Here is a 17,871-nt window from a genome sequence, read left to right as displayed (position 1 = left end):
CCGGACCACCCCGAGCCCCGTCAGACCACCGCGAGATCGGTCCGGGCCGCGCGGCGCGCCGCGGCGAGCACCGGATCGAGTGTGGGGACGGCGGCCAGCAGCTGCCGGGTGTACGGATCCTGCGGGGCGCCGTACACGGTGTCCGCTTCGCCCTCCTCGACGATCCGGCCCTGCCGCATCACCGCGACCCGGTCGCTGACCTGCCGTACCACCGCGAGGTCGTGCGCGATGAAGACCAGGGCGAGCCCCAGCTCCCGCTGCAACTCGCCGAGCAGGGCGGTGACCTGGGCCTGGGTCGTCACATCGAGCGCGGAGACCGCCTCGTCACAGACGATCAGCTCGGGCTCGGCCGCGAGCGCCCGCGCGATGCCGACCCGCTGGCGCTGGCCGCCGCTGAACTCGTGCGGATAGCGGTCGTACTGGGCCGGGTCCAGGCCGACCCGGCCCAGCAGATCGCGGACCCGGTCCCGGATCAGCGCCTCGTCCCGGTCGCCGCGCGCCCGTAGCGGGTCCGCCACGGACTCGCCAACGGAGCGGCGTGGGTTGAGCGAGGACACCGGGTCCTGGAAGACCATCTGCACCCGGGCGTCCCGGTGCAGCCGGCCGGATGTGGGCTCCAGAAGCCCGACGAGCATCCGCCCGAGCGTGGTCTTGCCGCTGCCGCTCTCGCCGACGATGCCCAGGGTCTCGCCCCGGTGGACGGCGAGGGACACCCCGTCCACCGCTGCGAGCGCGGACCTGCCCCGGCCGAACACCCGCCGTACGCCGACGGCTTCGACCAGCGGCGAGCCTCCGGCACCGGGCGCCGCCGGCCGCGGAACATCCTCCGCGACGGCAGGCGCTCCGTCGGCGCGCGGCACCCGGGAGAGCGGCGACCGCGTGCCCGGCGCCCGGGTGCCCGGCAACTCCGTACGCGACACCCCGGAGAGCGCCGCCCCCGGCGCCCCGGCGCGCGGTGCCTCCACCCGTGGCACCGCCGCGAGCAGCGCGCGGGTGTACGGATCGCGCGGTGCGCCGAGCACCCCGGCGACCGGCCCGCGCTCCACCGCCCGCCCCTCCTTCATCACCAGCACCTCGTCCACCGACTCGGCCGCGACGCCCACGTCATGGGTGACGAGGAGCAGCCCCATCCCCGTCTCGTGGCGCAGCCCGTGCAGCAGATCGAGGATCTGCGCCTGCACGGTGACATCCAGCGCGGTCGTCGGCTCGTCCGCGATCAGCAGCTGCGGTTCGCAGGCCAGCGCCATCGCGATCAGCGCCCGCTGGCGCATCCCGCCGCTGAACTCGTGCGGCCGTGACCTGGCGCGCCGGGCGGCGTCCGGGATGCCCACCCGGTCGAGCACCTCGACCGCCCGCGCGCGGGCGGCCCGGCGGGAGGACTTCACATGGACCCGGTACACCTCGGCGATCTGGTCGCCGACCGCGTAGTACGGGTCGAGCGAGGAGAGCGGATCCTGGAAGACCATCGCGGCCTTGCCGCCGCGCAGCCCGCGCAGCTCGGCGTCGGTCGCGTTCCCCACATCCACCCCGGCGACCGTCACCGAGCCGGTGACCCGGGCGCCGCTCCCCCGGTGCAGTCCGAGCAGGGCGTACGCCGACGCGCTCTTGCCGGAGCCGGACTCGCCGACGACGCCGAGCGCGCCGCCCGCCTCCAGCGTGAACGACAGGCCGTCGACGGCCCGTACGGATCCGTCGAAGGAGACCGAGAGGTCCCGGACGTCGACCAGCCTCATGCCAGGACCATCCGTGCCGATGCCGGGGCCATCCGTACTGATGCCGGGACCACCCGTACTCATGTCGGGACCACTTCTCATGTCAGGACCACCCGTCGGTCGGCCACCGCGTACAGCACATCCGCCGCGGCGTTGGCGAGCACGACGAAGAAGCCGGTGACCAGCACCATGCCGACCACCACCGGCAGGTCCACCACGGCGACCGCGTGGACCAGTTCGCGCCCGAGCCCGGGGATGCCGAAGAGCGACTCGGTCAGCAGGGCGCCCCCGAACATCGAGCCGAAGTCGTTGGCGTTGAGCGCGATGACGGGAGCGAGCGCACCGCGCAGCGCATGCCGTCCGATGATGCGCCGCTCGCCGACCCCGTACGCGCGGAAGGTCCGCACATGGTCCTCGGCCAGCGTCTCCAGCATCGAGGCCCGGGTCAGCCGGGCGTACTTGGCGGATTCGATCAGGGCGAGCGAGAGCCAGGGCAGCAGCAGGTTCCACGCCCACTGCTGCGGGTCGTCGGAGAACGGTACGTACTGCGGATACGGCAGCCAGCCCAGCGTCCCGCACACCAGGATCATCATCACCAGACCGATGACGAAGACGGGGGTCGCGCTGCCGGCCAGGGTGATCCCGGTGAGCAGCCGCTCGGTGGGGCGCCCGCGCCGCCAGGCGGAGAGCACTCCGGTGCCGACCCCGAGGACCAGCCACATCACCATCGCGCCGAGTGTGAGGGATGCGGTGACCGGCAGCTTGGTGAGGATCAGCTGGGTGACCTGCTGGTCGGTGCGGTACGAGAGGCCGAGGCAGGGCGCCTCGCAGTGCAGTACCGAGGTGCCGGTGGAGAAGTCCCGCCCGGCGAAGACGCCCTGGAGGAAGTGCCCGTACTGCACGTACAGGGGGTCGCCGAGGTGCAGTTGCTCGCTGACCTGGTGCACCTGGACCGGTGAGCAGCGCGGGCCGCAGGTGATCTGTGCGACGTCGCCGGGTGCGACATAGAAGACCACGTAGATGATCACGGAGATCGCCAGGAGGGTGACGGCGGCGCCGACGAGGCGCCGCAGCAGGAAGCCGGCCAGGTTCATGTGGTCGCCCCCTTCTCGCGCCTGCGTCCGGTGCCGATGCGCAGCCGGGAGGCGGCGCGCGGGTCGAGGGCGGTCCGCACGCCGTCGCCCAACACCGTGAGCGAGACGACGGTGAGGAAGAGCATCCCGGCGGGGAGCAGCAGATACTGCGGCGCGGCCTGGTACCAGACATCGGCCGATGTGAGCATCTGCCCCCAGGACGGGGTGGGCGGTTTGACTCCCACGCCGAGGAAGGACAGCGCCGCTTCGGCCGAGATGTTGGAGGGGAAGAGCAGCGCGGCGTACGTGATGACGGGCGCGGCCAGCGACGGCAGCAGCTCGCGGCGGGCGATCTGCCACTGGTTCCAGCCGCTGAGCCGGGCCGCAGCAACATGGTCGAGCGACTTGAGGCTCAGTGTCGCGGCCCGGACGATCTTCGCCGTACCGCCCCAGGCGATGAGCCCGATGACGAGCGAGACCAGCACCGGGCGCGGGAAGGTGTCGGGGACGATCGCCATCAGCGCGAGCGACAGCACCATCAGCGGCATCGCCACGACGACGTCGGTGATCCGGCTGAGGACGTTGTCGAGGAGCCTGTTGCCGAGCCCCGCGGCGACCCCGACGACGACACCGAGCAGCACCTGGACGAGCGTCGCGGCGAACGCGACGGAGAGCGAGACCCGGGCGCCGTAGACCAGCCGGGCGAAGAGGTCGCGGCCGGTCTGCGGTTCGATGCCGAGCCAGTGGCCCGCGCTGATACCGCCGAGCGGCCCGGTGGGGACGCCGCCGCGCGCCGAGTCGATGAGGCCGGGGTGGTAGGCGTTGGGGCCCTGGCCCTCCAGGGCGGTGAGCAGCGGCGCGGCGAGCGCGACCAGGACGAGCAGCGCGACGACGACCGCCGCCGCGGTGGCGGCGCGCTGTCCGCGCAGCCGCCGCCAGAACTGACGGGCCCCGGAGACGGGGGCCGCGACCACGGCCCCCGTTCCTTCGGCCAACAGGGCTTCAGACATCGCTACTTGACCGCTGCCTGCGAGATGTCGAGCACACCAGTCCAGTCGCTGATGACGACGTTCTTGATGTCCTCGCCGTAGAGCCGCTTGTAGACCGGGTGGAAGAGCGGCACCGTCAGCGCCCGCGCACCGATCTTCTTGTCGAGCGCGCCCCAGCGGCGGGCGGCGGCGTTCAGGTCGGTGAGCTTGTTGATCGCGTCGATTTCCTTGTTGACCGAAGGGTCGTCCAGGAAACCGGTGTTGAAGTTGGCGCCGTCCCTGACGATCTGCCGGCCGTCGAAGATCGGGGCGAGGAAGGGGCCGCCGGAGGGCCAGTCGGCGCCCCAGTGGGCGAGGAAGAGGCCCGGCTCGGTCTTGGCGTTCTTGGTCTTGTCCTTGTAGTCGTTGTCCTCCAGGCCGTGGAGCCTGACGGTGATCCCGGCCTTCTTGAGGGACTCCTGGAGTGCGGTGGCGATCTCCGGGCTGGTCTCGAAGTCCTTGGCGTTGGAGTGCGTCAGCGTGACCGTCAGACCCTTGGCGTAACCGGCCTGCTTCAGCAGTGCCTTCGCCTTGGCCGGGTTGCCGGTGGCGCCCGCCGGGAAGTGGTCGTAGGGCGTGTAGCCGAAGGATTTCTGGTCGGGCAGATAGGTGGTGGCGGGCTCGGCGAGCGCGGAGCCGCCCGCCGCGTTGATCACCGACGAGCGGTCGACCGCGTACGAGACGGCCTCGCGGACCTTCGGATTGTCGAAGGGCTTCACCTTCGGGTTGAAGGCAAGGTAGTTCGTGTAGCCGAAGTGCCCGGTGCCGACGCGGGCCGCGAGCTTCTTGTCGCCGGTGACCTTGGCCAGTTCGGCCGGGCCGAGGTTGGTGTCGGTGGTCACGGCGGCGGCGTCCGCGCCCTGGGAACTGGCGAGCCGCTGGTTGATGACCGAGGAGTCGAGCCCGGAGCGTACGTCGATGGTGTCGGGGTAGGCCTTGCGCTCACTGTCGGTCTTCGCCGACCACTGGGTGTTGCGCGCCAGCGTGATCCGCTCGCCGTCGTTCTCGTTCCTGACGACCTTGTACGGCCCGGACGAGAGCGGGTGTTCCTCGTACTTGGTGCCGGTGTCCTTGGCCTTCGGCACGGGCGTGGTCTGGGTCTGCGTCGCCAGATAGGGGAACTCCCCCTCGGGCTTGTTCAGATGGAAGACGATGGTCCGGTCGTCGGGCGTCTCGATGGAGTCGAGGCCCTTGCCCTTCTTGCCGTCGGCTCCCGCCTTGTACGGGCCCTGGTACCGGGCTCCGCCGATCAGCCAGTCCCGCAGATACGGCGCTCCGCCGGAGAGTTCGGCGGCGAAGGACCGCTCGATGCCGTACTTGATGTCGCCCGACGTGATGGGGGTGCCGTCCTCGTAACGCAGCCCCTTCTTGAGGGTGTACGTCCAGACGGTGGCGTCCTTGCTGGGTCTGCCGGTATCGGTCGCGAGGTCGGGGACGACCTTCGCACCGGCGGCGCCATTGGCGCGGTGGCGGGTGGTGAGCGTACGGAAGACCAGCGAGGGGACGTTGCCGCCGCCGGATGTGTAGAGGCGCGCGGGGTCGAAGTCCGTCTGCGGCTGGCTGTTGAGGACGGTGAGCGTGCCGCCCTTGTGGGGCTTTCCCTGGGCTCCGGACGTGGCGTCGCCGCTGTCCTTGGGCCCGGCGCAGGCGGCAGCGCCCAGGGCCAGGACCAGACTCGCGGCCGCCACGGACGCTGTGCGTGGGGACAGTTGACGCATCGGAAATGCACCTCTCGGTGTGCTGAACGCGGAATGTGACCCGGAATGCGACCGGGGAAGTGAACCGGGGAGTGTGACAACGGTCCGCGCAGGCAGCAGCGCCGGAGGGGAGCACCGGGGAGAAAGGAATTGCCGCGCCCGCGGGTGGAAGAAAGAGACCCGGGCGCGGCAGGGAGAAGTCCGACACGCGCCGGGGCAGGCGGTGTCAGCGACAGAGAATGTCGGCGACGCAGTGCTCGGTCACGCCGAACAGCACCAGCTCAAAGGCGGTGTGATCGGAGGACTCGGGGCAGCGCGGCATGCCGAGAAATATGAACGACACGCCGACCGATGTCAACGCGGGTGGACGCCCGGCTGAGACAGCCGTCTCAGCCGGTGGGATAGACCCAGGGGTTGGCCCGGCACTTGATCCCGTCGATGTCCAGCGACTTGGTCTGCTGCTGCATGACCGGCGCCAGCGCACCGGGGGTGCGGCAGCTCACATGGTTGTGGCCCAGCCGGTGGCCGACCTCGTGGTTGATCAGCATCTGGCGGTACGGGTAGATCTTGCTGTCCCCGTAGGTGGGCGACCCCTGGGCCCAGCGGTAGGCATTGATCATGACCCGGTCGGTCGCCGCCGAATCACAGGACACATTCTCTTCGAGCGTGTCCAGACCGGATTTGGCACACCAGTCGGCGGTGGTGACGGGACTTGCCAGCGTAATCACGAAATCCGGGTGCCCGGATGAGACGCGCTCGAATGTCTTGACCCCGTTGTGGGCCCAACTCCGTTTGTCGTTCAGGGTCTTCTGGACCGCGTCGGCGAACAGCGTGCCGTCGAGCCCCATTCCCTTCTCGATATCCACCCGGTAGCGGTATTTACGTCCGTGCCCCGGCGCCTTGGCGGATCCCGGGACCACCGAGAAATCCCCGGACGCCTTGAGTTTCGGGGCGAGCGGATAGAGCTTGGACATCTTCTGTGTGTACGTCAGGGGCAGCGGGGCGGCCTTGGGCGTCACCCGGGTGTCGCCGCGCGAGGCGGCCCCTTCGCCGGTCGCCCGCGCGGTCCGGCCCGCGGCGCTGGCGTCGCCGCGGCTGTCGCCCCCGCCGGCGACCTGACCCGCGACCACGACCGCGAGCACGGTGGTCACAGCGGCGGCGGCGATCCCGGCGAAGGTACGGCCCTTGCCGTTCTTGCCGCTCCCGGCCTCCGCGTCGCCCGAGCCGTCGGTACGGCCCGCACCGCCCGGGGTGCCCGTACCGCCCGGCGTATCCGATCCGCCCGGTCCGTCCGAACCACTCGGCCCCTTCGGCGCATCCGATGTGCCCGCGGCGCCTGAAGCGGCTGAACCGCCCATACCGCCCGTACCGCCCCGTTTGGAGCCGGGCAGGGCCGGGGTCTCCTCGGTGTCCGGGACGCTCAGGGTGCCGGAACTGACCGCGGTGCCCCGGTTCCCGCCGGGCAGATCCGTGAAGGCGTCGACGAACTCCTTGCGGGGGCCGGGTACTTGGGGTCCGGGTACTTGGGGTCCGGGTACTTGGGGTCCGGCCACTTGGGGCCCTGACACCTGCGGCCCGGAGGCCCGGGGGCTCCGCTGCCCGCCCTGCCAGGGCCCGTACCGCTCGGGCCCCGGGGTGTCCCACTCGGGCTGCTGGGGGTGGCCGCCGCGTACCTGCGGCGACGCCGTCCCGGCGGAGGCCCGCCTGCGGCGTCCGGTCCCCGCCCCGGGCCGCTCCTGGGCACCAGTGTCCGCGCCGTCACCGGCGGTGGAGCCGGAGGTCTCGTCCACGCGCTGCGGCGCATCGTCCCGACGGCTGTGACGTCCCACTCCCCTGATCAGCTCCCACTGCTGTTGTTGTCGTCCAGCGACCTGTTGTCGTCCAGCAACTCCCGGAAGGCGGTCGCGACCAGCTCCGGGTACTCCATCATCGCCACATGCCCGGCGTCGGGCAGCGACAGCAGCCGGGAACCGCGGAAAGCGGCGGCCGCCTTGCGGGCCATACGGTACGAGACAAGCTGGTCCCGCACTCCGTACACCAGCAGCGTAGGGGCAAGCACCCGCTGCGCCTGACGCCACAGTCCATGCTGCCCGCCCAGTGTGTACGCATCGACGATGCCACGCGCCGACCGGGTCATCGCATCCCAGAAATACGGCAGTTCCAGACGGCGCCGCATCTCGTCGACCGCGTTGCGCACGCCCTCCTCGCTGACCCGCGACGGGTCCCCGTAACAGAGCCCGAGCATCCCGCGGGTGCGCATCTCGGGCGTCCAGTCCCGGGTGAGCCTGCGGAACAGACCGGCGACACCGGGCACCGCGAGCAGCGCGGTGGGCGCCGCCGTGCGCTGAACCCGCAGATCGGGCAGGGCCGGTGAGATCAGGGTGAGGGTGCGCACCAGATCGGGGCGGAGCGCCGCGACCCGGGTGGTGACGGCGCCGCCCATCGAGTTCCCGAAGAGGTGGACCGGGCCGCGGCCGCCCGCGTCGAGCATCCGGATCACGGCACGGGCGTGGCCGGTGACCGAGTAGTTCCCGTCGTCCGGCGGCGGCGAGTCGCCGAAACCGGGCAGGTCGACCGCCTCGCTGTCCACGACGTCGTCGAGGAGGGGCATCAGCGCCGACCAGTTCTGCGAGGAGCCGCCGAGCCCGTGCACGAAGAGCGCGGGCGGCAGTCCGGTCCTGGCCGGCGGCCGGGAGCGCACGGTCAGCGTCAGCCCGGGGAGCGTGACGGTCCGCAGTGCCTCTCCCGCCGCGATCCGTACGGTGCTCGCCCCGGTGGCCGGAACGGCGGCCGCGATTCCCGGCAGCTCGGTCGAAGACATAAGGCGATGTTACGAGACGATCACGCGGGTATCCGTGTGTTCGCTGTCACAGACACATCGCGCTCAGGGCCGGGGGCTCCTACCCTCGGTAGAGAGGGAAGGGGAGCAGCCATGCCGACCGAGCCGAGCGACCGCGAGGACCCCCGCCACCCCGGGACCGGTACCGGGCACACCGGGACCGCGGACGACCCCGCGCCCGCCGCTGGGAACGCCGGTGCGAACGGGACGGACGAGGAGGCCCGGCCCAGGGAGGCCGACCCGGCCGACAGCGCGGAGCAGCGGCAGGACCTCACTCCGCAGGAGGACGACCCGCTGACCGGCATCGACCCGGCGAAGACCAACGAGGCCGACGCCAGCGAGCAGGCCAGAGTGGTCCCGGTGGACGAGGACGACTACCGCTGAGCGCGCTTCCCCCCGCCGCCCGGTCCGTGAAATTCTGCCTCCGCACCACACACAGCCGGGTTACCCAAAAGTACGATGGCGGGCAGCGACGCACCAGCGTGTGCTTGTTCAACAGAGCTTGTTCAGACATTGGGAGGCGGCGTGACAGCCATCGAGCAGACCGAGGCAGCGCGTCCGCGGGGTACGCGGCTGCCGCGCCGCGCACGACGGAATCAGCTGCTGGGCGCCGCCCAGGAGGTCTTTGTCGCGCAGGGGTACCACTCTGCCGCGATGGACGACATCGCCGAGCGCGCCGGTGTCAGCAAGCCCGTGCTCTACCAGCACTTCCCGGGCAAGCTCGACCTCTATCTGGCCCTGCTGGACCAGCACTGCGAGTCGCTGCTCCAGGCGGTCCGCACGGCCCTGGCGTCGACCACGGACAACAAACAGCGCGTGGCGGCGACGATGGACGCCTACTTCGCGTACGTCCAGGACGAGGGCGGCGCGTTCCGGCTGGTCTTCGAGTCCGACCTGACGAACGAGCCCGCCGTGCGCGAGCGCGTCGACCGGGTGTCGCTCCAGTGCGCCGAGGCGATCTCGGACGTCATCGCGGGCGACACCGGGCTCTCCAAGGACGAGTCCATGCTGCTGGCCGTGGGTCTCGGCGGTGTCTCGCAGGTGGTGGCCCGGTACTGGCTCTCCAGCGAGTCCGGCATCCCGCGCGACACCGCGGTGCAGCTGCTCACCTCACTCGCCTGGCGCGGTATCGCGGGTTTCCCGCTGCACGGCAGCGACCAGGGCTGACCCGGCCCGCCCGGTCCGGTACCGCCGTGTTCGCTGCGGGCGTGCGGTGCTGACGTCCTGCGGAGCGCCGGGCCCGGCTAATGTGTGCTGCGTACGGCGCGGCTCACCGCGCACCGCGCATCGCACGACCGTCGGAGGGACATAGCCGTGGAGGTCAAGATCGGGGTTCAGCACGCACCCCGGGAGATCGTTCTGGAGAGCGGGCAGTCCGCCGAGGAGGTCGAGCGCTCGGTTGCCGACGCGCTGGCCGGCAAGGCGCAGCTGCTCAGCCTCACGGACGACAAGGGCCGCAAGGTCCTGGTGCCTGCCGACCGCATCGCCTACGTGGAGCTCGGTGAGCCCGCGGCCCGCAGGGTCGGGTTCGGCGCCCTGTAGACAGCGCTTCCCTGGGCGGCGCCGCCCAGGCGGCACAGCAGAACGGACGACGGGGACGGCCCGGCGGTCAACACGACCGCCGGGCCGTCCCCGTGCGTGTGGTCCGGCAGCGGCCGGGATTGCGTTCCGCGGGCACCGGGTAAGACCGAGATCAGTAAAGGTTCTGTCAGCTCACGGCTGATCCACCACTGGCGCGCCGGAAGGGAAGACATGCTCTGGGAAGCCTTCGCATCAGTACTGCTCGGCCTGGCCCTGGCCTGGTGCGCGATCCGCAAGCTGCCCACCCGCCTGCCGTCCCGGCACGTGGTCCTGGCCACCGGCCCGGTCGGCGCCCTCTTCGGCGCCTTCCTCACCCGCTCGGCACTCGGCCCCGGCCACGCGCCGCTGGTGCTGCTGGGCGCGGTGGTGATCGCAGCGGTGGTGCTCTCCCTGCTGGTCCGCCCGGTCCACCGCATCCGCCGCTCGGCTGCGGTGTAGGCCCGGAGCGCGCCGGTCACGTCCGGGCCGGGAGGCCCGGTCGCGGCCGGGAAGTCCGTACGCGACCGGGCCGGGGCCGCTGTCCGTCAGGCCCGGGGCCGCTGTCCGCGTGGGGTGCTCTTCGGTGGGGTGCTGTCCGTCAGGCCGCCAGGCCCAGGGCCGCCATCCGCTTGGTGTGGGCCTCGGTGATCCTGGTGAACATCCGGCCCACCTCCGCGAGGTCGAAGCCGTCCGCCACGCCGCCCACCAGCATCGTGGAGAGCGCGTCCCGGTCGGCCACCACCCGCTGGGCCTGGCTCAGGGCCTCGCCCATCAGCCGCCGCGCCCACAGCGCCAGGCGTCCGCCGACCCGCGGCTCCGCCTCGATCGCCGCGCGTACCTTCTCGACGGCGAAGTTGCCGTGGCCCGTGTCGTCGAGCACGCCGAGCACCAGCTCCCGGGTGTCGGAGTCGAGGCGGGCCGCGACCTCGCGGTAGAAGTCACTCGCGATCGAGTCGCCGACGTACGCCTTGACCAGTCCCTCCAGCCAGTCCGACGGCGCGGTCTGGCGGTGGAAGTCGTCCAGGGCCTGCGCGAACGGCTCCATCGACGCGGTCGGCTCCACGTCGATCGCGGCCAGCCGGTCGGACAGCCGCTCGAAGTGGGAGAACTCGGCGGACGCCATCTTCGCCAGCGCCGCCTTGTCACCCAGTGTCGGCGCGAGCTTGGCGTCCTCGGCGAGGCGCTCGAAGGCCGCCAGCTCGCCGTACGCGAGTGCCCCGAGCAGGTCCACGACCGCGGCGTGGTATTGCGGGTCGGCCGACGCCGTGTCCCAGTTCTGCGCGGCGATACCGGTCTGTTCCTTGGCGGTGTCAGGCGTCTGCATGGACGGCACAATAGCGCTCCGGCCGCCGCGGGCGAATTGCCGAGCGCGGCCCCGGCTCCCCGCGGGTGCGGGGCGGGAGGGGCGTACGTACACCCCTGGTGGGAAGCGTGCGAAGACCCTGCGGTGCCCCTGCGACCGGCGGAAAGAGAGCAGAAAAAGAGGTGCCGAAAGAGGCCCCTGCGGGCGCGGACGACCGATGTGGCCTTGGTCTCCTGATGAATTCACCCCACGCACCTGCGCGATTTGGGGGTACAGTGGTAATGCGCCTGCCGAATGTTCAGCATGTTCGGCATGCCATCCGAATGAGGATGCCCGGTCGGTGGCCCGATCGGCTCCACTTGACCGCCCTCACCGATCCGATGTGAGGGGCCCCCTCAGCGGCACGAGCGCTTGAGCGATGGCAGTGGTCCCGTGCCGGTCGGCACGGTACGACCCCCTTGTTCGCCTCGGTCCGCGTCTCACAGAAGAGGCAGCACCCTGACTACGTTCCGAGACCTCGGTATTCTCACCGAGACCGCCGAAGCCCTTGAGGCCGTCGGCATCACGTCCCCCTTCCCCATCCAGGAGATGACGCTCCCCGTCGCGCTCTCCGGCTCCGACGTCATCGGCCAGGCCAAGACCGGCACCGGCAAGACGCTCGGCTTCGGACTGCCGCTCCTTGAGCGCGTCACCGTCCCCGCCGACGTCGAGGCGGGCCGGGCCAAGCCCGACCAGCTGACCGACGCTCCCCAGGCGCTCGTCGTCGTTCCCACCCGTGAGCTGTGCCAGCAGGTCACCAACGATCTGCAGACCGCGGGCAAGGTCCGTAACGTCCGGGTGCTCGCCATCTACGGCGGCCGGGCCTACGAGCCGCAGGTCGAGGCGTTGAAGAAGGGCGTCGACATCATCGTCGGCACCCCGGGCCGGCTGCTCGACCTGGCAGGTCAGAAGAAGCTCAACCTCGGTCACATCCGTGCGCTCGTCCTGGACGAGGCCGACGAGATGCTAGACCTGGGCTTCCTCCCCGACGTCGAGCGCATCATGAGCATGCTGCCGACCCGGCGCCAGACCATGCTGTTCTCGGCGACCATGCCCGGCGCGGTCATCAGCCTGGCCCGCCGCTACATGTCGCAGCCCACGCACATCCGCGCGACCTCGCCGGACGGCGAGGGCCAGACGGTGGCGAACATCACGCAGCACATCTTCCGCGCCCACTCCATGGACAAGCCCGAGCTGGTCTCGCGCATCCTCCAGGCGGACGGCCGCGGGCTCGCGATGATCTTCTGCCGTACGAAGCGGACGGCTGCCGACATCGCCGAACAGCTCTCAAGCCGCGGTTTCGCCTCCGGCGCGGTCCACGGCGACCTCGGCCAGGGCGCCCGCGAACAGGCGCTCCGCGCTTTCCGCAACGGCAAGGTCGACGTCCTCGTCTGCACCGATGTCGCGGCCCGCGGTATCGATGTGGACGATGTGACCCACGTCATCAACTACCAGTCCCCCGAGGACGAGAAGACGTATCTGCACCGCATCGGCCGCACCGGCCGCGCGGGCAAGTCGGGTACCGCGATCACCCTGGTCGACTGGGACGACATCCCGCGCTGGAAGGTGATCAACAAGGCGCTGGACCTGCCGTTCGACGAGCCGGAGGAGACCTACTCGACCTCGGCGCACCTCTATGAGCTGCTGGGGATCCCCGCCGGTACGAAGGGCGTCCTGCCGCGCGCGGAGCGCACCCGCGCCGGGCTCGGTGCGGAAGCGGTCGAGGACCTGGGCGAGACGGGCGGCCGCGGCCGCAGGGCGTCCGCGCCGGCGCCCGCCGTGAAGGAGGAGCGCGCTCCGCGTACGCCCCGCCAGCGCAGGCGCACCCGCGGCGGCACACCGCTCGCGGAGACCGGCGCCGCCGCACCCGCGGCACAGGCCGTGACCGGCCAGGCCGCCCCGGCGGACGGCACCGACGAGGTACGCGCTCCGCGCCGCCGCCGCCGTACGCGGTCGAGCAGCGCCGCGGACGCGCAGACCGCGGTGGCCGAGGCCGCGGTGGTGGCTCCGGCCGCTCCCGAGCAGGAGGCACCTGCGGTCAAGCCGAAGCGGACCAGGACCCGGACGGCCAAGGCCACCACGGAGTCGGCCGAGGCGGAGGCACCGGTGGCCGCCGCCAAGACAACCGGTGCCAAGACGGCCGACGCTCCGGCGGCCGGTGCGGAGACCGCCGAAGCGAAGCCGAGGCGCCACCGCACGAGGACGCCGAAGGCGGCCCAGCCCGAGAGCTGAGACCGGCGACGACCGATGATGGCCCGGCCCCCTGTCGACGGGGGCCGGGCCATCGGTCTGTCCGGCCCGCCCGTAACCGCCTCCCCGGAGCGCAGCCGCCGCAGACACCGGTGACGCCGGGACGGGCGACGGGGCAGCCGGCCGGTCACCCCGGCCGGGGCGGATCCCGGTGCGCCCCCTCGGCGGTCCGGCCGGAATCCCGTCCCTCCGGCCGGAATCCCGTCCCTCCGAACGGACTTGTGCATTCGGAGGGGGCGGCGGGTGCCGGGCCGGGGCGTCATGACGGGTGCCACAGCGAGCGCCGCAAGGGGCGCCCCGACGAGTGCCGCGACGTTTGCCGTGCCGGTACCGCAGCAGGGCGTACACCAGGGGCGAACGCCGGTCGCCGAGGCGCTAGCCTCATGGCATGAGCAGGCCTCTTACCTTCGCGCCACCGCCCGGCACGCACTCCGGCCCCCTGCGGACCTCCCGCGGCACCTTCGCCTCACTGGTGGCCCCCGCCGCCGGGTCCCCGGCCCCCGGGGCCAGGCCCGCCGCGCTGCTGCTCCCCGGGTTCACCGGGAGCAAGGAGGACTTCAGCGCGATGCTCCCGCCGCTCGCCGCAGCGGGTTACCGCGTGGTCGCGGTCGACGGGCGGGGACAGTACGAGACGCCCGGCCCGGACGACCAAGACGCCTACTCCCAGGCCGAGTTGGCCCGGGATGTACTGGCCCAGGCAGCGGCCGTCGGCGCCCCCGTACATCTGGTCGGGCACTCGCTCGGCGGTCAGATCGCCCGCGCGGCGGTGCTGCTGGACCCGGCGCCCTTCGCGTCGCTCACGCTGATCTCGTCCGGCCCGGCCGAGGTCGCCGACGTCCAGCAGCAGAAGATCAGGCTGCTGACCGACGCGCTCGCCCGGCTGAGCATGGAGCAGGTGTGGGACGCGATGCGCGCGATGGGTCCGCCGCAGGACGCCGAGGACGCCGAGGACGGTGACGAACCGGCCCTGCGCAGGCGCTGGTTGATGCACAATCCGGCCCAGCTCATAGCCACGGGGCGGCAGTTGGCGACCGAGCCGGACCGGGTGGACGAGCTGGCCGCGCTCCCGCTTGCCCGGCATGTCGTCTCCGGCGAGAGCGACGACACCTGGCCGGTGCCGCTGCTGGACGAGATGGCCGTACGGCTCGGGGCAGTGCGGAGCGTGATCGAGGGCGCCGAACACTCTCCCAACACCGACCGGCCCGAGCGGACGGCCGAGGCGCTGACCGCTTTCTGGGACGCGCAGGGCTGAAACCCCGGCGGACGGCCACGGATCAGTACTGCGACTGGAGATGGTTCCAGAAGCCGTCGCGCAGCGCCCGTCGCAGATCGCCGTGGCCGCGCAGGGACCGCTGGAGCAGCCGTTCCGCGTCGACCAGCAGATCCTGGTCCACCGGACCCGGCAGATAGGGCCGCCCCGGCAGCAGTTCGGCCAGGGTCTGGCGGCCGCGTTCGGCGAGCCAGGTCGCGGCGATCTGCGCACCGACGAAGCGGACGTCATCGCGGGACGGCGGGGGCGTCCCCTCCTCGTAGACCGTGACGGGGCGCCGTCCCACGTACGGCTTCCAGAAGTCCAGGTCGAAGGTGCGCTGACTGTCGACCTCCCAGAGCAGCGGTTCCGCCTGGTTGCGGCCCTCCCCCGCCTCGATGCCCCAGAGATGGACCCGCGCCCCGTACCCCTGGGCCGACTCGACCGCCGAGACCAGGTCCTCGTCCCCGCCGACCAGCACGGCGTCGCTGATCGCGCGGTGCCGGGCGAGTGACTCCAGATCCGTGCGGATCAGTGAGTCGACGCCCTTCTGCTGGTTGTTGGCGTTCAGATTGCCGAGTCTGACCTTGACGTCCGGCAGTTCGGCGATGGACTGCTGCTCGGGGGTGTGGATACGGCGCCGGGCACCGTCGTACCAGTACAGCCGGAGCAGCCTGCTGTCCGCGAAGATGGTCCGCGCCTTGTCGATGAACGCCTCGATCAGGCCCTCCGTGTCGAGGTCGAACGATCTGCGGTCCTCGTTGCCGGTGACCAGCAGCCCGGCGGCGGCGTACACATATCCGGCATCGACGAAGATCGCGTGCGTGGAGGGTGTCTTGGACACCTCGGAGAGCACGCGCTGGAGGAGCGCGTTGGTGCGCTCCAGCTGGGCACTGATATCTGGATCGTTCATACGGGGTTCATTCTCCGTGGCGTCCCGGAGTCAGCACAACCGGCGGCCCGACCCATCGGTCGTTAGGCTCGCGAAAATTTTCTTTAGCGTAGGGAATGTTTGCCGGTGGCAACTCGTTAGGTCCTACGGAACGTGTTGCACACGCACGACGCAATCACCTCTTAACGGACGGGGAATCGTCCGGAATCAACGCGGGACAAGACTGTTCAGAGCCCGCACCAGTAGTTCTCCTGCAGGAGGATCAGACGAAGGGAGAAGCCTTGCGCTTCGAAATCATGCGACTCGACGACGTCGATGGCTCCGCCATGGACAGCACCGTCGTAGACGCCGCCTCCGTCAACCGGATCGTGCAGCAGGCCGCCGCAATCGGCCAGCGCATCTACATCCGGCCGGCCGACACCTCGGCCTCGTAACACCGTAAGAATGTTCAGAGGAAGCGCCCCCGTGCAGATGCACGGGGGCGCTGTGCGTCCCGGCGGCCGGGGCGGCCCAGCAGCCGGGCCGGGTGCGCTCATCCGGCCTTGATGACCTGGGTGACGCCGTTGATGATCTGCTGCACGGCGATCGCGGACAGCATCATCCCGGCGAGCCGGGTCACCAGCACCACACCGCCGTCCTTGATCACCCTGATGATCAGCAGCGAGTACCGCATGGTCAGCCAGAGGACGACATGCATGGCGACGATGGCGGCCCACACGGACACCTGCTGGGTCGCGGTGGACGCGTGCTGCACCGCGAGGATCACCGAGACGATCGCACCGGGCCCCGCGAGCAGCGGCATACCCAGTGGCACCAGCGCCACATTGACGTCCTTCGTCTGCGTCGGCTCGTCGGTCTTGCCGGTGAGCAGGTCGAGCGCGATGAGCAGCAGGAGCAGCCCGCCGGCGATCATCAGCGCCGGTACGGAGACATGCAGGTAGTCCAGGATCTGCTGGCCCAGCAGACCGAAGACGGTGATCACCCCGAAGGCCACCGCCACCGCCTGTCCGGCCATCCGGCGCTGGACCTTGGCGGGGCGGCCCGCGGTGAGGGCGAGGAAGATCGGGGTGATCCCCGGGGGGTCCATGATCACGAAAAGCGTGACAAAGAGGGATCCGAAAACGGCGACGTCGAACACAGTGAGCCTTGCTTGCGTGGAGAGAGTGAGCGGGGGAAGCGGCGCCGGCGCGCGGAAGCGGCCCGGCGCCGGAGGGTGGCACCGCGGAGTGCGCGCGGAGCGCGGCACGGCGGCACACCGGAAGGCGGCGCAGTGGAGGAGGGGCGGGCGGCACCGGGCCCCGGACCCGTACGGGTCCGGCGTGGTCCGGGCGGAGGCCCTATACGGCGGGTCCGCCGGCGCCCGGCACCGGGAAGGCCCCGGTCGCGCGCCGGGTGATCTCGCCGTACACCTCGGGGTGGGTCGTACACGCTCCGAGCTGCACGGTCTTCCGGCTGCCGTGGTAGTCGCTGGAGCCCGTGACGAGCAGCCCCAGCTCACCGGCGAGCCCGCGCAGCCGGGCGCGGGTGGGCTCGTCGTGGTCCATGTGATCGGCCTCGATGCCGTCGAGACCGCAGGCGGCCAGCTCCGCTATCGCGGACTCGGGCACCACCCTGCCCCGCTTGACGGCCCGCGGGTGGGCGATGACCGTGACGCCGCCTGCCTGCTTGACCAGCCGGATCGCGGTGAAGGGGTCGAGTTCGTGCTTCTCGGCGTACGCGCGTCCGCCGTCGGCCAGCCACTCGGCGGTGAAGGCATCGGACACGGTCTCGACGACACCCAGCTCGACCAGGGCGGTCGCGATGTGCGGACGGCCCAGGGATGCGTCCCCCGCGATGCGCTCCACCTGCTCCCAGGTGACCGGGACACCCAGCTCCTGGAGCTTGCGGACCATGGTGCGGGCCCGCGGGACGCGGTCGTCCCGTACGAGTTCGCGCTCGCGCAGCAGCTCCGGCTCCTCGGGGTCGAAGAGATACGCGAGCAGGTGCATACCGACCCCGTCGGCGCCACCGAAGCGGCAGGAGAGCTCGGCACCGGTGACCAGGGTCAGCCCGGCGGGCAGCGCCGCACGGGCTTCCGCGTGGCCGCGGGTGGAGTCGTGATCGGTGAGCGCGACGACGTCGAGTCCGGCGGCTGCCGCGTGACGCACCAGCTCGGCCGGGGTGTCCGTACCGTCCGATGCCGTGGAGTGGGTGTGCAGGTCGATGCGCACGACGCGGGACTCCGGAGCT

17 protein-coding genes are annotated in these 17,871 nt (G+C 71.3%); 7 read left to right on the top strand and 10 right to left on the bottom strand.

Annotation, left to right across the window (positions count from 1 at the left end; all coding sequences use genetic code 11):
• Positions 1-20: 20 nt before the first annotated feature.
• The 6 genes from ACWGKJ_RS03175 to ACWGKJ_RS03150 form a co-directional block, all read right to left on the bottom strand.
• Positions 21-1,733, bottom strand: a complete 1,713-nt coding sequence (locus ACWGKJ_RS03175) for a dipeptide ABC transporter ATP-binding protein (RefSeq protein WP_385033616.1) — start codon at positions 1,731-1,733, stop codon at positions 21-23.
• Positions 1,734-1,810: 77 nt separating this feature from the next.
• Positions 1,811-2,800, bottom strand: a complete 990-nt coding sequence (locus tag ACWGKJ_RS03170; protein ID WP_385033619.1) for an ABC transporter permease — start codon at positions 2,798-2,800, stop codon at positions 1,811-1,813.
• 2 nt (positions 2,801-2,802) lie between these two features.
• Positions 2,803-3,795 carry an ABC transporter permease gene (locus ACWGKJ_RS03165; protein WP_453315660.1) on the bottom strand — a complete coding sequence of 331 codons (993 nt, stop codon included), beginning with the start codon at positions 3,793-3,795 and terminating at the stop codon, positions 2,803-2,805.
• Between the two features lie 2 nt (positions 3,796-3,797).
• A complete protein-coding gene (locus ACWGKJ_RS03160; protein WP_385033610.1) occupies positions 3,798-5,531 on the bottom strand; it encodes an ABC transporter substrate-binding protein in 1,734 nt (577 codons plus the stop codon).
• Positions 5,532-5,899: 368 nt separating this feature from the next.
• Positions 5,900-7,300 (bottom strand): DUF3152 domain-containing protein, encoded by a 1,401-nt coding sequence (locus ACWGKJ_RS03155; RefSeq protein ID WP_385033607.1) that lies wholly within the window; start codon positions 7,298-7,300, stop codon positions 5,900-5,902.
• A gap of 47 nt (positions 7,301-7,347) precedes the next feature.
• Positions 7,348-8,331, bottom strand: a complete 984-nt coding sequence (locus tag ACWGKJ_RS03150) for an alpha/beta fold hydrolase (RefSeq protein ID WP_385033604.1) — start codon at positions 8,329-8,331, stop codon at positions 7,348-7,350.
• A gap of 111 nt (positions 8,332-8,442) precedes the next feature.
• Here ACWGKJ_RS03150 and ACWGKJ_RS03145 point away from each other — a divergent pair, with 111 nt between their 5' ends.
• From ACWGKJ_RS03145 to ACWGKJ_RS03130, 4 genes are all read left to right on the top strand, one after another.
• Complete coding sequence (locus tag ACWGKJ_RS03145; RefSeq protein WP_385033601.1) at positions 8,443-8,733, top strand: hypothetical protein; 291 nt, start codon at positions 8,443-8,445, stop codon at positions 8,731-8,733.
• Positions 8,734-8,874: 141 nt separating this feature from the next.
• A complete protein-coding gene (locus tag ACWGKJ_RS03140) occupies positions 8,875-9,516 on the top strand; it encodes a TetR/AcrR family transcriptional regulator (RefSeq protein WP_385033598.1) in 642 nt (213 codons plus the stop codon).
• A 147-nt stretch (positions 9,517-9,663) separates the two neighbouring features.
• Positions 9,664-9,891: a DUF3107 domain-containing protein gene (locus ACWGKJ_RS03135; protein WP_328331149.1), complete on the top strand. Its 228-nt coding sequence runs from the start codon at positions 9,664-9,666 to the stop codon at positions 9,889-9,891.
• A gap of 210 nt (positions 9,892-10,101) precedes the next feature.
• The gene (locus ACWGKJ_RS03130) at positions 10,102-10,368 is read left to right on the top strand and encodes a hypothetical protein (RefSeq protein ID WP_385030609.1); all 267 of its coding nucleotides are present in this window, start codon (positions 10,102-10,104) and stop codon (positions 10,366-10,368) included.
• A gap of 139 nt (positions 10,369-10,507) precedes the next feature.
• On the opposite strand, the gene ACWGKJ_RS03125 is transcribed toward ACWGKJ_RS03130, so the two are convergent.
• Positions 10,508-11,233 (bottom strand): ferritin-like fold-containing protein, encoded by a 726-nt coding sequence (locus ACWGKJ_RS03125; protein WP_385030606.1) that lies wholly within the window; start codon positions 11,231-11,233, stop codon positions 10,508-10,510.
• Positions 11,234-11,800: 567 nt separating this feature from the next.
• Here ACWGKJ_RS03125 and ACWGKJ_RS03120 point away from each other — a divergent pair.
• Positions 11,801-13,483, top strand: coding sequence for a DEAD/DEAH box helicase (locus ACWGKJ_RS03120; protein WP_385030603.1), 1,683 nt, complete (start codon positions 11,801-11,803; stop codon positions 13,481-13,483).
• Between the two features lie 406 nt (positions 13,484-13,889).
• Positions 13,890-14,753 carry an alpha/beta fold hydrolase gene (locus tag ACWGKJ_RS03115; protein WP_385030600.1) on the top strand — a complete coding sequence of 288 codons (864 nt, stop codon included), beginning with the start codon at positions 13,890-13,892 and terminating at the stop codon, positions 14,751-14,753.
• Positions 14,754-14,775: 22 nt separating this feature from the next.
• Here ACWGKJ_RS03115 and ACWGKJ_RS03110 read toward each other — a convergent pair whose 3' ends face one another.
• On the bottom strand, positions 14,776-15,663 hold the full coding sequence (locus tag ACWGKJ_RS03110) for an NYN domain-containing protein (RefSeq protein WP_385030596.1): 888 nt from the start codon (positions 15,661-15,663) through the stop codon (positions 14,776-14,778).
• A gap of 260 nt (positions 15,664-15,923) precedes the next feature.
• On the opposite strand from ACWGKJ_RS03110, the gene ACWGKJ_RS03105 reads away from it, so the two are divergent.
• Positions 15,924-16,076 (top strand): hypothetical protein, encoded by a 153-nt coding sequence (locus tag ACWGKJ_RS03105; protein ID WP_328319488.1) that lies wholly within the window; start codon positions 15,924-15,926, stop codon positions 16,074-16,076.
• 98 nt (positions 16,077-16,174) lie between these two features.
• Here the strand turns inward: ACWGKJ_RS03105 and ACWGKJ_RS03100 are convergent, their stop codons facing one another.
• Entirely contained in the window at positions 16,175-16,780 is a 606-nt protein-coding gene (locus ACWGKJ_RS03100; protein ID WP_385030592.1) for a MarC family protein, read from the bottom strand.
• A 199-nt stretch (positions 16,781-16,979) separates the two neighbouring features.
• Positions 16,980-17,852, bottom strand: coding sequence for a PHP domain-containing protein (locus ACWGKJ_RS03095; protein ID WP_385030589.1), 873 nt, complete (start codon positions 17,850-17,852; stop codon positions 16,980-16,982).
• Positions 17,853-17,871 lie beyond the last annotated feature (19 nt).

This window comes from Streptomyces sp. NPDC054757 (genome assembly GCF_053612185.1).
Note: the sequence above shows the minus strand (reverse complement) of the source record. Positions and strands in the feature narration are given on the sequence as shown.